The organism is Lacrimispora sanguinis, from assembly GCF_044987295.1.
GTDB lineage: Bacteria > Bacillota > Clostridia > Lachnospirales > Lachnospiraceae > Lacrimispora > Lacrimispora celerecrescens_B.
Map to the genome: position 1 here is coordinate 1521060 of NZ_CP173277.1, position 14274 is coordinate 1535333.

The 14274-nt window shown below is 42.8% G+C and carries 12 protein-coding genes and 1 tRNA gene; 4 read left to right on the forward strand and 9 right to left on the reverse strand.

The window, feature by feature from the left end; translation table 11 throughout:
- Positions 1 to 179: 179 nt before the first annotated feature.
- Entirely contained in the window at positions 180 to 3929 is a 3750-nt protein-coding gene (locus ACHZES_RS07100) for a phosphoribosylformylglycinamidine synthase (RefSeq protein WP_395548414.1), read from the reverse strand.
- Positions 3930 to 4240: 311 nt separating this feature from the next.
- Between ACHZES_RS07100 and ACHZES_RS07105 the strand changes: the two genes are divergently transcribed.
- Positions 4241 to 4558 (forward strand): hypothetical protein, encoded by a 318-nt coding sequence (locus ACHZES_RS07105; protein ID WP_038277851.1) that lies wholly within the window; start codon positions 4241 to 4243, stop codon positions 4556 to 4558.
- Between the two features lie 50 nt (positions 4559 to 4608).
- Here ACHZES_RS07105 and ACHZES_RS07110 read toward each other — a convergent pair whose 3' ends face one another.
- Positions 4609 to 5217: a histidine phosphatase family protein gene (locus ACHZES_RS07110; RefSeq protein ID WP_154521531.1), complete on the reverse strand. Its 609-nt coding sequence runs from the start codon at positions 5215 to 5217 to the stop codon at positions 4609 to 4611.
- Between the two features lie 18 nt (positions 5218 to 5235).
- Positions 5236 to 5844 (reverse strand): sigma-70 domain-containing protein, encoded by a 609-nt coding sequence (locus ACHZES_RS07115; protein ID WP_395548413.1) that lies wholly within the window; start codon positions 5842 to 5844, stop codon positions 5236 to 5238.
- A gap of 140 nt (positions 5845 to 5984) precedes the next feature.
- Here ACHZES_RS07115 and ACHZES_RS07120 point away from each other — a divergent pair, with 140 nt between their 5' ends.
- A complete protein-coding gene (locus ACHZES_RS07120) occupies positions 5985 to 6860 on the forward strand; it encodes a LysR family transcriptional regulator (RefSeq protein WP_038277844.1) in 876 nt (291 codons plus the stop codon).
- A gap of 46 nt (positions 6861 to 6906) precedes the next feature.
- Here ACHZES_RS07120 and ACHZES_RS07125 read toward each other — a convergent pair whose 3' ends face one another.
- Both ACHZES_RS07125 and ACHZES_RS07130 read right to left on the reverse strand, forming a co-directional pair.
- Positions 6907 to 9273, reverse strand: a complete 2367-nt coding sequence (locus tag ACHZES_RS07125; protein WP_395548412.1) for an ATP-dependent DNA helicase — start codon at positions 9271 to 9273, stop codon at positions 6907 to 6909.
- 130 nt (positions 9274 to 9403) lie between these two features.
- On the reverse strand, positions 9404 to 9646 hold the full coding sequence (locus ACHZES_RS07130) for an HPr family phosphocarrier protein (RefSeq protein ID WP_038277839.1): 243 nt from the start codon (positions 9644 to 9646) through the stop codon (positions 9404 to 9406).
- 437 nt (positions 9647 to 10083) lie between these two features.
- Between ACHZES_RS07130 and ACHZES_RS07135 the strand changes: the two genes are divergently transcribed.
- A tRNA-Trp gene (locus tag ACHZES_RS07135) sits at positions 10084 to 10154 on the forward strand.
- Positions 10155 to 10844: 690 nt separating this feature from the next.
- Here ACHZES_RS07135 and ACHZES_RS07140 read toward each other — a convergent pair.
- Positions 10845 to 11897: an NAD(P)-dependent alcohol dehydrogenase gene (locus ACHZES_RS07140; RefSeq protein WP_038278740.1), complete on the reverse strand. Its 1053-nt coding sequence runs from the start codon at positions 11895 to 11897 to the stop codon at positions 10845 to 10847.
- A 237-nt stretch (positions 11898 to 12134) separates the two neighbouring features.
- Here ACHZES_RS07140 and ACHZES_RS07145 point away from each other — a divergent pair, with 237 nt between their 5' ends.
- On the forward strand, positions 12135 to 12482 hold the full coding sequence (locus tag ACHZES_RS07145) for a DUF3888 domain-containing protein (RefSeq protein WP_038278742.1): 348 nt from the start codon (positions 12135 to 12137) through the stop codon (positions 12480 to 12482).
- A gap of 132 nt (positions 12483 to 12614) precedes the next feature.
- Here ACHZES_RS07145 and ACHZES_RS07150 read toward each other — a convergent pair whose 3' ends face one another.
- From ACHZES_RS07150 to ACHZES_RS07160, 3 genes are all read right to left on the reverse strand, one after another.
- The gene (locus ACHZES_RS07150; RefSeq protein ID WP_395548411.1) at positions 12615 to 13178 is read right to left on the reverse strand and encodes a 6-pyruvoyl trahydropterin synthase family protein; all 564 of its coding nucleotides are present in this window, start codon (positions 13176 to 13178) and stop codon (positions 12615 to 12617) included.
- 88 nt (positions 13179 to 13266) lie between these two features.
- Positions 13267 to 13653: a transcriptional repressor gene (locus ACHZES_RS07155; protein ID WP_038278747.1), complete on the reverse strand. Its 387-nt coding sequence runs from the start codon at positions 13651 to 13653 to the stop codon at positions 13267 to 13269.
- A 184-nt stretch (positions 13654 to 13837) separates the two neighbouring features.
- The gene (locus ACHZES_RS07160) at positions 13838 to 14233 is read right to left on the reverse strand and encodes a hypothetical protein (RefSeq protein WP_154521548.1); all 396 of its coding nucleotides are present in this window, start codon (positions 14231 to 14233) and stop codon (positions 13838 to 13840) included.
- Positions 14234 to 14274 lie beyond the last annotated feature (41 nt).

Genomic DNA, 14274 nt, shown 5'->3' on the forward strand with positions numbered 1-14274 from the left:
TAAATTTATTTATTGTCAATAGCGTTATTCCTATTCGGCCGTTAAGAATCGTTACGATTTTAAATGGTTTAAAACAAAAAGCGTTTCTTCCGTGGATACCAACCACAGAAGAAACGCTTTTTTATTTTGTATTGTACATATTTAACGAATCATTTCCCCATGCATGAAACTGCCTCGGCTCACTGGAAATATTTCACGCCGGATTCAAAAATCTTCATATCCTGCTCACCGTAAATGTTCATGGCCACCGATTCGCCGCGTCGTTCGGAATGGGCCATCTTGCCCAGGATCCGCCCATCAGGGCTTGTGATACCCTCAACCGCCATGTAAGAACCGTTGGGATTCCAACACTCATCCATGGTAGGGCATCCCTTGTCATCCACGTATTGAGTAGCCACCTGGCCGTTATCAAACAGACGTTTTATCCATTCCTCCCCTGCAACGAACCGTCCTTCACCATGAGAAGCCGGATTGCAGTAAACGCCTCCTAATTCAGCCCCTGATAGCCACGGCGATTTATTCGTTACCACCTTTGTATAAACCATCTTGGAAATATGGCGGCCAATGGTATTCATTGCCAGCGTAGGAGAATCATCCCGCTGCTCTGTGATCATTCCTTCCGGTACAAGCCCCAGCTTTATTAGAGCCTGGAAGCCATTGCAGATTCCTAACATCAGGCCGTCTCTTTCATTTAAGAGCTTCCCGATTTCCTCCTTGATCACTTGATTGCGGAATAAGTTGGCAAAAAACTTGGCAGAACCATCCGGTTCGTCACCTGCGGAAAATCCTCCGGGGAACATGACGATCTGGGCATTGGATATTTCCCTGCGGTAGACTTCCACCGATTCCCTGATGTCCTGGGCCGTTAAATTCCGAAAGACCTTGGTCACTACATTGGCACCTGCTCTTTTAAAAGCCCTCTCGCTGTCATACTCACAGTTTGTGCCAGGGAACACCGGGATAAATACATTGGGCTTTGCCACTTTATTCCTGCAGACGTATATATCCTTTGTATCATAAAGCTGTTCAGATACAGGAGTCTTTTCTGCTCCTGACTCCGTTGGGAACACATCCTCTAAGGGTTTTGTCCACGCGTTCAGCGCCTCATCTATGGCAATCGCTGTGTCGCCGTATTCAAACATGCCCCTATCCGTGACTTCGCCGATAATGGTGTGGGGAACTAACAATTCCGCAAGGCTTCCTTCCGGTACTTCGCATATCACGTCTCCCCATCCGGCCTTAAAGAAATCTCCTGGATCCACGTTGCGGCTGATCCTTATGCCCATCCGGTTTCCAAAGGCCATCTTGCTGACCGCCTCACAGATCCCGTGGCTCTCTGCAGCATAGGCAGATAAGATCCGTCCTGCGCAGATATCTTCAAACAGCGCTTCATACCCTTTCATAACCTGGCTGTATACCGGAAGATCATAGGAATCCTTTTCAATCCGGAATACCACAATCTTGCTTCCCGCCTTTTTAAATTCCGGCGTAATGATATGCTTCCCATCTGCAACATCTACAGCAAAGGATACAAGGGTAGGCGGCACATCAATGTCATGAAAGGTGCCTGACATGCTGTCCTTTCCTCCGATGGAAGGAAGTCCAAATCCCATCTGGGCGTTGTATGCCCCAAGGAGAGCGGAAAACGGCTGGCTCCAGCGCGTTGGATCTTCCGTCATCCTGCGGAAATACTCCTGGAAGGTAAAGCGGATTCTTCTGTAATCGCCGCCTGATGCCACGATTTTGGCAACAGAGGACAATACTGCATAAATTGCGCCGTGATAGGGGCTCCAGCTTGACAGGTAGGGATCAAAGCCACAGCTCATCATGGTTACGGTATCTGTTTTTCCATGAAGTACCGGAAGCTTTGCCACCATGGTCTGAGTCTCTGTCAGCTGGTACCTGCCTCCATAGGGCATGAACACGCTTCCAGCCCCTATGGAACCATCAAACATTTCCACAAGCCCTTTCTGGGAGCAAACATTTAAGTCAGAAAGCAGCTTCAGCCAGGCTTCCTTAACATCTGCGATCTCCTGTCTCATAAAAACACCCGGCTCTCTGTCAGGGACTTCCACAACAACCGCGGCTTCCTGATGGGCTCCGTTGGTATCTAAGAAGGCCCGGCTGATGTCCACTATGGTCTTTCCTCTCCATTCCATCACAAGCCTTGGTTCTGACTTTACCACTGCAACAACTACTGCCTCTAAGTTTTCCTCTGCCGCATAGGCCAGGAACCGGTCTGCATCTTTCGGATCTACCACAACCGCCATGCGTTCCTGGGATTCTGAGATGGCAATCTCCGTACCATCCAGTCCTGCATACTTCTTTGGTACCTTATCCAGATCGATCCGCAAGCCATCTGCCAGTTCTCCTATTGCAACCGACACACCGCCTGCACCAAAGTCATTGCATTTCTTAATAAGTCTGCTCACTTCTTCTCTTCGGAACAAACGCTGTATCTTTCGTTCTGTTGGCGCATTCCCTTTCTGGACCTCTGCTCCGCAAGTCTCAATGGAAGCTTCCGTATGAACCTTTGAGGAGCCGGTAGCTCCGCCGCAGCCGTCCCGTCCGGTACGGCCTCCAAGGAGAATGATTAAGTCTCCCGGATCCGAAGTCTCCCGGATGACATTCTTTCTTGGGGCAGCGCCTATGACAGCACCTATTTCCATTCTCTTTGCCACATAATTCGGGTGATAAATTTCCTTTACATATCCGGTTGCCAGACCAATCTGGTTTCCGTAGGAGCTATAGCCGTTTGCAGCTCCTGTCACGATCTTTCTCTGAGGCAGTTTTCCTTTTAATGTTTCATTCAAAGGCCTTGTAGGGTCAGCTGCACCTGTTACCCGCATGGCCTGATATACGTAAGTACGGCCGGAAAGGGGATCACGGATCGCACCGCCAAGGCAGGTGGCCGCACCGCCAAATGGCTCGATCTCCGTAGGATGATTGTGAGTTTCATTTTTGAAATTCACCAGCCATTCCTCTTCCACACCGTCAATCAGGACCGGGACCACAATGCTGCAGGCGTTGATTTCATCAGACACCTCAAGATCTTCTACTTTTCCCTCCATGCGAAGCTTCTTCATGGCCATGAGAGCCAGATCCATAAGGCATACAAATCTGCCGTCTTTTCCCTTTAAGACCACCTCCCGGTCAGCCAGGTACTGCCTGTAGGTATCCTCCATGGGCTTACGGTAATCTCCTGAACGAAATGTCACATCCTTTAATTCCGTCTGGAAGGTAGTGTGGCGGCAGTGGTCCGACCAATAGGTATCAAGGACCCTTATCTCTGTCATGGAGGGGTCTCTTTGTTCTTCCTCTTTAAAATAATTCCGGATATGGAGAAAATCCTTAAAGGTCATTGCCAGATTTAATGACTCATACAATTCCATTAATGCCTCTTCTGCAAGATCCGTAAAGCCATCAAAAACAATCACATCTTCAGGAGTATCAAATAGCGCGGCAAGAGTCTCCGGCTTTCTTTCCTCTGCTTCCCTGGAATCCACCGGATTGATGCAGAAAGCTTTGATGTCGGCAATTTGAGCTTCTGTAAGAGCGCCGGAAATCACATAGGTGGTTGCAGACCGGATCACAGGCTCCTCATCCTCTTTTAGCAGCTTTACGCACTGCTCTGCGGAATCAGCCCGCTGGTCAAACTGGCCCGGTAAGTATTCAACGGTAAAAACCACATCCTCTTCCTTTTTCGGGAAAGCCTCTTCATAGACCTCATCTACGGGTGGCTCTGAGAAAACAGCGGTAAGAGCTAACCCATAGACTTCGTCGGACAGAGCCTCCACATCATAGCGGATCAGCACCCTTACACCGGTCACCGTATTAATACCAAGATAGCCTGCGATTTCCTCTCTTAATTCATTTGCCTTTACGGCATAGGCCGTTTTTTTCTCAACATACACTCTTCTTACACTCATGATTTCCTCCTTGCAAAAGCTCCCCATGGTTTATCAGGACAGGAATTTCCCTGTTATTCTCTTGTATTAATCATACCACAAGTTATATAGATTAGAGAAATTAATATATCTTATGTTATTAATCAGTATAGTTAATATTACTGATGCCATCAGCAGTAGGAAACCACCGGCCTGCCTATCTGTATCATCTGGACGCTTCCGCCTTTGACACATTTCGACATTTTTCGACATTTTTTATAAAAATACTTGAAAATTAGAAATATTTGCTCTATAGTAATAAAAGATTTTTTTATAAAGGAGTGCTAGATTTTATGGATCTTCATCAGCAATTAAAGGACTTATCCCAAAAATATTCATTTGAAAACGTCCACTTAAAGAAAGAGGAACAAAGTCCCTATCTGGAGGTAAGCTTACAGCTTCAAGAGGAACACATTGAAAAGTTCATTGAAAAAGCCGGGCAGCTTAGCTCCATCGTGGAATCATGTGCTAATATGGTCAGCATCTTTGACGATTCCGCTCCAAAGGAGGCCCTAATGCAGACCTCCCTGCGCTGTGCTGGAAGGGATACGCTGTTTATCCGCACCACCCCTTCCATGGTGAAAATCCTCATAGAAACACTATTTGATTAAGTACCGGTTCAATAGAAGCAAGGAGGCCAAAAGGCTTCCTTGCTTCTTTATTAGTCCATATGGGAAGTATCATTCATCTCCAACAGCATGAAGTCTTCCGTCAGCGGACTGTAATTAACCGTTGTAATGCTGGCATTTTCTACGATAATACTTTCTACCTCCGGATGATCCTGCATCATATAGGAGATTAAATAGGCGATGGTAGCACCGTGGGATACAATGGCAACATCTTCCCGGCCGCCGGTGATTCTTAATATTTCCCTGATCGTCCAAACACAACGGCTAATAACATGGTCCCTGGTCTCTCCTTCCGGAGGGGACGCTTCGTCCGGGCAGGAAGCCCACAATGCGTATTCCTTTGGATACGCTTCCATGATCTCATCCCATGTCATGCCTTCCCATTTGCCAAATTCCACTTCAATAAGCTGGGGCATGGAACAAATTTCCACCTTCTGCCTGGTGCTGATCCTTTCGGCGGTTTCCGTGGCACGGATTAAGCTGCTGGAAAAAATCTTAGAAACCGGGCGGGAATCCATTCCCTTTGCCAGCAGCTCCGCCTGCGCTCGGCCCGTTTCATTAAGGGGAATATCGTGGCTCCCCTGGATTCTGCCCTGAATATTCCAGTCTGTCTGCCCATGACGTATCAGATAAATCTTCATTTCATCTCTCCCAGTCTATTATTCTTCAAAATCGTAATCTTCAGATTCTTCATCCTCAGTAATTTCAATGCCCTCCACTCCTGCCAGGGCTTCTAAATCCATGGACTCAGCATTCATGCTCATGGCATCCATTGCAATCTTCATAATTCCACTTATTTCTTCCACGGTCATCTTCATCTTGTCTGCCAGTTCTTCTACCGTTGCCTCACGTCCAAGTTCTTTAGCAAGAAGCTGGGAAATCTGCTGGAGCACATTCACCCGGGCAGCCAGTTCTTCTCCTGTCTGCTTTGCAGACTGCTGCTCCTCAACGGCTGCAGCAAGGGCTTCTCTGATCCTCTGACTTTTAAAATTGTCAAACTCTTGTCTGACTTCCTCTTGTACATACTCTTCCACAGCCATCATAAGAGCCATATTGGCTTCCTGAACCAGATCTGTCATAAGAACACCTCTGCCGTCATATTCTCTGGCATATTCCAGGGCCACACGTAAGTTTCCTTCCACAATCCTTTTTTTCGCTTCCTTACTGCCCTCTGCTGCTTCCTTTAAAAGGTCTTCCTGCTCTTCCCTGGTACAGGGAGGGATATGTCCCATCTCTTCCAGATACATTTGGTAAAAATCATCATGCATATTCTTATACCGCTCCTTCTTTTTTCATATCCTGGCTCCTGTGCCCGTACTATACCGCACCCAAGGAAATTTGTCAAACGCCTTTACAAACCAATCAGATCCATGATAGAATATCCTTATGTTTATAAGGAGGACTAATAATGGATATTAATTATGAACTTTATAAAGTCTTTTACCACGTTGCCACCACCTTAAGTTTCTCGGAGGCTTCCAAACAGCTTTTCATCTCCCAATCGGCAGTCAGCCAGTCCATCAAGGTGCTGGAGAAAAAACTAAACCAAACCCTTTTTGTCCGTAGTACGAAAAAGGTCCAGCTTACTCCGGAAGGAGACATCCTCCTAAAGCACATAGAACCAGCCATTAATCTGATTCAAAAGGGAGAAAACCAGCTGCTGGAGGCTAATACCTTAAACGGCGGCCAGCTGCGGATCGGTGCCAGCGACACCATTTGCCGTTACTACCTTGTTCCTTATTTAAATAAATTTCATAAAACCTACCCCAATGTACACATTAAGGTTACCAACCAGACTTCCATTGAATGCGCTCATCTTTTAGAAAGCGGACAGGTAGATTTTATCATTACCAATTATCCCAACTCAGGGCTTTTAAGCTCCCAGAATACCCGGGTCATTAACGAATTTTCCGATGTATTCGTCGCCAATCAGGAATATTTTCCTTTGAAGGGACAGACCGTAAGCCTTGGAACGCTCCAGACCTATCCTATTCTGATGCTGGAAAGAAAAAGTACGACCAGCGAGTTCCTTCATCACATGTTCCAGAAGGAACAGCTTGATCTGGTCCCTGAAATCGAACTGAGCAGCAACGATCTTTTGATCGACTTAGCCCGTATCGGCCTTGGGATCGCATTTGTTCCGGACTTCTGCATTCCTGAGAATGACAGAGATTTATTCCAGGTAAAGCTTTCAGAAAAGCTTCCTACCCGTCAGATGGTCGTGGCTTATAATGAAAACATACCCGTTTCCCAGGCTTCCAAACAGTTCATGGACATGCTTTGACCGGTATACTGCTTTTACGCTGCCGCCCCTTTTGGGGCGGCAGCTTTTATTTTCGCCCGTCCCAAAAGCTTTGCACCACTTCATCCACATTTTTTAACTGCACTTCATAATACCCGTCCCATTCTCTTGGAAATAAGGCCTGATAGTCTGGTTTTAAAAAACGTTCATCTAGCAATGCGATAACTCCTTCATCCCGGACCGTACGAATCACCCTTCCTGCTGCCTGCATGACCTTATTCATCCCCGGATATTGGTAGGCATAATCAAATCCGTTCTGCTCCCTGGAATCGAAATACCCTTTTAAGATCTCCTGTTCCGTACAGACCATGGGAAGTCCGGTGCCAACGATGATGGCTCCGATCAGACGGCCTTCCTTTAAATCAATTCCTTCTGAAAATACACCACCCATAACGCAAAGGGCCACAAAGGAATCCTTCCGATCCTCAGAAAATTCCTCTAAAAACTCCTCCCTCTCCTGTTCACTCATGTGGGTTGCCTGGGATAAGTACGTAAACTCTTTTTTCAGTCCTTCTGTTTCGTCAAGAATTGCCTCGACTGCCTTTAAATACTGGTAAGACGGCAGAAACACCATGTAGTTTCCTTTATGGGCTGAAACAATTTTCCGCATATAATCCACTACCTTCTGGTATTCCCGGCGGTTTCTCCTGGTATAACGGCTGCTTACATCAGAAGCAACCAGGAGTAGACGTTTCTCCTGATCAAAGGGTGACTGGGCATATACTGCATATTCTTCCAGGTCACCGCTTAAAAGCTCCTTGTAATACCGCACCGGGAGCAATGTGGCAGAAAAGAACACAGTGCTGTTTCCCTTATCCAAACACTCTTTTAAGTTTTTCGCCGGATTCACACAAAATAGCCGGAGCATAAAACGTCCATCAGGCAATAGCTCTGTATAGATCCGGTAATTTTCATCCACTCGGTCATAGATATTCAGAAGGTCCCTTAGACTAAAATAGAAATCCAGAACCAGGTCCCGGTCTTTAAATTCCTCACCGGTATCCATAAACTTTTCCATTTCCCCGAAAAGGGTCATGATACTGGTCATAAAAAACCGGATGTCTTCCAGGATCTGAAACTCCTCACATTCCCGTTTCATTTCCAGAAGCTCTTTGTTGCACCGTTCCAACATTCGGACAAGCTTTGGGCTCATAGATTTCAATATCTTTTTAATAAGAAGAAAGTCCTCCTTATAGACCGTTGCACTGTACATTTCCCTGGCTCTTGGAACCAGGTTATGGGCCTCGTCTGTCAAAAACAGGTAATCTCCGGTGACACCTTCGGAAAAATACCGTTTCAGACGGATATTAGGGTCAAATACATAATTATAATCACAGATGATGGAATCCACCCAGTTGCTGATATCCAGGCAGAATTCAAACGGACACACCTGGTATTCCTCTGCATAGCGCAGTACCGTTTCTCTGGTGATTCCGGACTCCTTGTGGATGATATCGTAAACCGCATCTCCCACCCGGTCAAAATGGCCCTTGGCATAAGGACAGGCATCCGGGTTACATTCCGGTTTTTCAAGGAAGCACAGTTTTTCCTTTGCCGTTAAAGTCACTGAGTTTAAATACAGCCCTTGCTCCCGCAAGATATCAAACGCTTCTTCTGCCACGCCTCTGGTTATGGTTTTTGCAGTCAGATAAAACAACTTATCTCCAAGTCCTTCCCCAATGGCCTTTATGGCCGGATAAACGGTGGAAAGGGTCTTTCCGATTCCCGTAGGAGCCTGAATAAAAAGATTCCTCTTTCTGGCAATGCTCCGGTAAACGGCGACGACCAGTTCCTTCTGCCCCTTCCGGTAAGGATAGGGAAAGGAAAGCTCTTTAATGGACTCATCTCTTCTTATTCCATGGTTGTATAAATATCTTGCCCATTTAATATACTCATGAATCACGGACTGAAACCAGCTTTCCAGCTCCTCAAAGGATTTTTCTACTTGAAAACGCCGTATCTCCTCTGTTTCAATGTTGCAATATGTCATCTGCATGACAGCCCCATTCAGCCCGTGGTCATAGCAGTAAAAATACCCATAGCACATGGCCTGGGCTAAATGTACTTCAATCGGTTCTGATAAATAGGATAAATCCATATACATGCCTTTGATCTCATCAATGGTCACCCCTTCCGGTTTCTCAATGATGCCGTCGGCCCGTCCCTCTACCAGAATTTGAAACTGATCCACTTCTACCTCATGCTTTAACACCACTTCCGCCCGGTAATCTGCTCCCATGCGGCGCTGGATCTTCCTGTGTATCCGGCTCCCTTCCTGCATGGCGGTCTTCTCAGCCCCTCCAGAACGCCGGTTATCCAGGTCACCGGAGCGCAAAACTAACTCAACCAGATTCCTGACAGATATTTTCAGGATTTTTTTCTCTGTTTCATCCACTCCGGTGTCCTCTCCTTCTTTATTTTCCCCGTATTTTCCTTCTTACATCCATTGCGGAGCATATTCCATGAATAAAAAAAAGGAACTGCAAGCCGTACGGCATACAATTCCCTCTTTCCGTTGCATCTGTTTATGCTGCTGAACATTTCCCAGGAGCTTTCGCTGCCAGAAATGCCTCAAACTCTGCATCTTCCCCGTTAAATTCAACGGTCAAAACCTGTGTCAAATCTAAACTTAATACTCCTAATATAGACTTCGCGTCAATGGTTACTCTATTGTAATACACGTCTATGTCAAAATCACATTTAGCAGCAGCAGCAACAAATTCCTTCGCCTCGGCAACAGTTGGCAACATAATCTTTAACTGTTTCATAATCACAACTCCTTTTTATAGTGAAGAAAAAGTTATAGAATATATATATCACGTTTGACATGATTTGTCAAATTATGTTTCATATACGATTATATGGCCCTTTTTTGTGCAAATTCTGTAATTATCTCTGAGGGAAAGCTTTGTAGATAAGCATATTTTAGATGAGACAAGTTTTATTTTGGGAATGATTATCATCGTAACTTTTCATTCTATTTCAATTTCACGGTTTTACCTTGTGTTTTTCATATAAAACGCCAAACCAAGCCCATGAAACCTGACTTTTGCCCTTGGACTTCCTTTTCTATAATATTTTACCACAAATCAGGATTCAATAACAGCAGAATTAATTTTTTATTTTTTTCTAAAAACTGTTGCAATTTAAAAACTTCTATGCTATACTCTCTAAGTGCTCAGGCAGAGATATAACGCCGATCCATAGGGGAATAGTTCAATGGTAGAGCAACGGTCTCCAAAACCGTAAATGGGGGTTCGAGCCCCTCTTCCCCTGCTTTTGTTAAGCTCCAAATTCCTTTTTATTTATAAGGAATTTGGGGCTTTTTCTTTTTATTCATTGAATACACTTGACTACACCTATACTTCAGAATGAATTTTGAATCACTTATTTTATTCACATGAGCCATACAAAAAAGACCACCAACTTGTAGTTAGTAATCTTATAAATTGTAATTTATATTCCATTTCAATATGTATGGATTTTCTGCATTATTGAAATGTCGTATTCAGAAGAGAGTGTATGTCACACCCTTTTTATAGATAATAAATAACATCTTTTATAATATTTTACTCTGACTCATTTTTTATTATCCCTTTCACTACTCGGCAAATTGGTATTGATATTAATAATAACGGAAACAGCCATACCGTACCATTATAATATGCAATTGACGAATTAGCTTTGAGCACACATATTATTAAACTTTCAAAAGTAGCCATTGAAATATAAATGCTATTAGATATTTTTAAATCACTCATTTTTAACCTCATTCACTCCCTAGTGCTTATTTATTATGGTGTCATGTTTATTATATAACTTTACATAATAAAATCAAACACCTACTAGTCGCACTCTTCGACAACAGGTTTCTAATTTTGAAGTAAACGAATATAATAAATAGTGAAAAGTCCTGGTTATCCAGGGCTTTATCTCTTCACTGTTATTTGAAAATTTCAGAAATTATTAATCAATAAAAACTATTGGTTTAATTAGATCCTTTGGCTTCTGATCCATTAAATAAAAAGCGTCTTCAATTTTTGAAAAGCCGTTATATCGATGTGTAATAAGTTTTGTTGTATCAACTCTACCATGTTGAACCATATGAAGCATTTTTCTGATCCGAAGGGCACCGCCAGGACAGAATCCTCCACGGATTGTTTTATTTGACATGCCAAGTCCCCATGATAATGTGGGCATAGAGAGCACGTCCTGACCGTCAAAGAAATTAACATTGGAAATATATCCTCCAGGAACCGTCATTTCCACTGCCTGTCGTAGGATATCGCCATTTCCACCGGCAATGATGACAGAATCAGCACCTCCCTTGGTTAATTCAAGTACCTGTTTTACGATATCACCATCTTTGTAACTTACAATGTCTGTTGCCCCGTATTCCTTTGCAATTTTAACACAATTCGGACGTGTTCCGATTGCAATCAGTTGACCTGCACCGTTCAGTTTAGCTCCTGCAACTGCCATAAGTCCAACAGGCCCTATGCCGATGACAACTACCTTATCACCGAATCTGACATTCGCGTTCTCCACACCATGAAAACCAGTAGACATCATGTCAACTGTCATTAGAGCAGCTTCCGGTAATACGTTTTCTGGTAAAAGGACTAGATTGGCATCTGCCTGATTAACATGAAAATATTCCGCAAAAGTACCATCTTTAGAACCTAAGAACTTAAAACTTTTCATGAGTCCTTCATCATGCGTATTATATTCCCCCTGTACGTTCTCGGCAAGCCAGTTCGGAGTAGTACAAGGAACGACAACGATATCTCCTATTTTAAAATTCTTGACCAAATTGCCAACTTCAACGATCTCTCCCACCGCCTCGTGTCCAAGAATTAAATCTTTTCGGTCTCCAAAACCACCGTGGAGAAGATGGTTGTCAGAGGAACATGGAGCGAGTACTGTCGGGCGGATAATTGCGTCTAGAGCCCCACATTCCGGACGTTCTTTTTCAATCCATCCCGCTTGATCAATAGAGAGCATTCCAAAACCTTTCATTATGTATACCTCCTTTTAGTTATATATAGAGTATATAACATTGATAAATTTATATCAATATATTTTTACTGATTTAATATATAATTTATATGTATCTGGTTATTATTTTACCTATCCGAGATGAATTTTTTAATCTTATGCCAAGTAAATTTACTTGGCATTCTTTTTCATAAAGGTTTTATAAGGTAAATTATAATCATATAAATTATTAATTCTAACAATGAGGAACATCTTATATTGATTAACCTATCACAAAACAATTTAAAAGATGAACTAATTTTATCTTTACTAAATTCTTATATAACCTCTGCGATCAACCAATATTATAATCAGTATTTTAATTCCGAATTAGAGGTCTACAATTATGAAAATGAAGTTCTTGATATCACAAGTTTAAATTACCTGACTGTAAGAATCGGAGTGTTCCCTCAAATTGGCGCTCATAATCCTGTTGGGTACGATAGACTCACCTACATTGTTGATGCAAGTGGAACTGCCATATTGCAAAAATATGAGCATCTGGCATCTTATGAGATACCACCTCATTTAAAAGATACTATTACTAAACCACTACCTAGAAATTGACTTTTTATAACTTCCTTTGAAAAGTTCTTACGCCCATAGGTAATATCAAAACAAGAACAGCCGACAGGCGCTCTCCTTGAGCATCTGTCGGCTGTTTTATGTATTATTATAGATCTTTAAAGTCGTGTGAAATTACTTTTTATATCCACACTTTGGACACACGCCGTTTTCATTTAAGGCAATACCACACAACGGGCAACGGTCAATGTTATTTTTAGTATCAAATTCTTCGGAAGCTGCGTTAACGCCACTAGTAAATGTAATCTTTGCGATGTTCAGCTTATCTTTTAGCAGATCATAAACAATCTTGATCATACCTTCAACGGTCATGGTCTCTTTGGTCACAACCAAACGGCACTCAGGATATGCGGTTGCAAGTTCAGTTTTAAAAGCGGGACCCTTCATTTGATTGGTCGGCGCACCGTCCTTAATACCCTGTTTTTCGTAAACATCGAGGATTGCTGGCAAAAGGGGATCGTCTTCCCGAAGGATCAGCGCGTGGTCGAAGTTTTTCAGGACTTCCCATGCGGTCTTCTGAATTTCATTGCAAGGGAAAACCATATTGACTCCGGAATTAACAGAATCTTCAACTTCAATAGTTAGGACGCCAGTGTGACCGTGCAAATACTGTGCTTCTCCTTTGAACCCAAAGAATCTGTGTGCGTATTGCAGGTCTAATGTTGTAATACTTCTCATCATCATTCTCCTTTATACTTTATATTTACGGGTTGTTTTGCTGCTCCCGTATGAGCACTTAATAACACCTTGCCGGGATACATGCAGTCTATGGATTACTCTTGCATTCCGAGCAAATACCCTTAAAAACGATATCGTGCCCAGTAAATACGAACCCATGGGTATCCCTGATTGATTTCTCCATATCTGCTATATATTCCATGTCCACATCAAAAACACGGCCGCACTTTACACATCTCGCATGATAGTGATCGCTGCAAAGATGGTCGAAACGGTCAGCCCCGCCGGGAATCTCTCTTTTTCGTATATCGCCCAATTCACAAAGCCGCTGCAGGTTCCGATACACTGTCCCTCTACTTATATTCGGGTGTTCCTTAACGACTTCATCATATATCTGGTCTGCAGTTGCGTGACACCTTAGCTTATTTACGGCCTCATGAACTAAAGCGCATTGAATCGTATTTCGTCTAATCATAAAGCTAACCTCATTACAGTATTTATTACTTATTAGGATTATATCCTAATAAGGATTATATGTCAAGTCTTTTCCAGAAATGGAAGAGGCTTATTCATTCTCATATCTTTTTATTATAAGCACTATAAAAGACATTGGATTATTCTCCAATGCCTTTTAATGAGGTTGGTTCTATATAATATGTTTAATCATCTGTTTCAAAATTAATAATTGGTAATCGGTCGATCTGTTTGAAAATATAGGTTTCTCCATCCATTATAATTGTAAACGTTAGCTTTTTTCCATTATTTAATATTTTGGTATTTTGAAATTTAGAACTATTGATAAAATGTTCATTATCTGTTCCCTTTGAATAAGTTCCCTTATCTATTTCATCAAAATTGTAGTAATAAAATGTATAGTCATTATTAAGATCAAATACCATAGATGTAAAAGGAAGCTTATCACATGTATAAGTTCCTTGCAGAATTGGAGATTCTTTCACTATATACATGGGTATTATTCGAACAAGAAAAAGACCAAATACACATATAAATAAAAGGACAAGAAACCTAACCAGGCTTTTTTTATATACTCTCATTTATACCCCACCTTCACTATTACTAAATAACCCCCGAAGAC

Coding starts and splice junctions, on each gene's coding strand:
- ACHZES_RS07100 (WP_395548414.1), bottom strand. CDS start 3,929: ATGAGTGTAAGAAGAGTGTATGTTGAGAAAAAAACGGCCTATGCCGTA.
- ACHZES_RS07105 (WP_038277851.1), top strand. CDS start 4,241: ATGGATCTTCATCAGCAATTAAAGGACTTATCCCAAAAATATTCATTT.
- ACHZES_RS07110 (WP_154521531.1), bottom strand. CDS start 5,217: ATGAAGATTTATCTGATACGTCATGGGCAGACAGACTGGAATATTCAG.
- ACHZES_RS07115 (WP_395548413.1), bottom strand. CDS start 5,844: ATGCATGATGATTTTTACCAAATGTATCTGGAAGAGATGGGACATATC.
- ACHZES_RS07120 (WP_038277844.1), top strand. CDS start 5,985: ATGGATATTAATTATGAACTTTATAAAGTCTTTTACCACGTTGCCACC.
- ACHZES_RS07130 (WP_038277839.1), bottom strand. CDS start 9,646: ATGAAACAGTTAAAGATTATGTTGCCAACTGTTGCCGAGGCGAAGGAA.
- ACHZES_RS07140 (WP_038278740.1), bottom strand. CDS start 11,897: ATGAAAGGTTTTGGAATGCTCTCTATTGATCAAGCGGGATGGATTGAA.
- ACHZES_RS07150 (WP_395548411.1), bottom strand. CDS start 13,178: ATGAGAAGTATTACAACATTAGACCTGCAATACGCACACAGATTCTTT.
- ACHZES_RS07155 (WP_038278747.1), bottom strand. CDS start 13,653: ATGATTAGACGAAATACGATTCAATGCGCTTTAGTTCATGAGGCCGTA.
- ACHZES_RS07160 (WP_154521548.1), bottom strand. CDS start 14,233: ATGAGAGTATATAAAAAAAGCCTGGTTAGGTTTCTTGTCCTTTTATTT.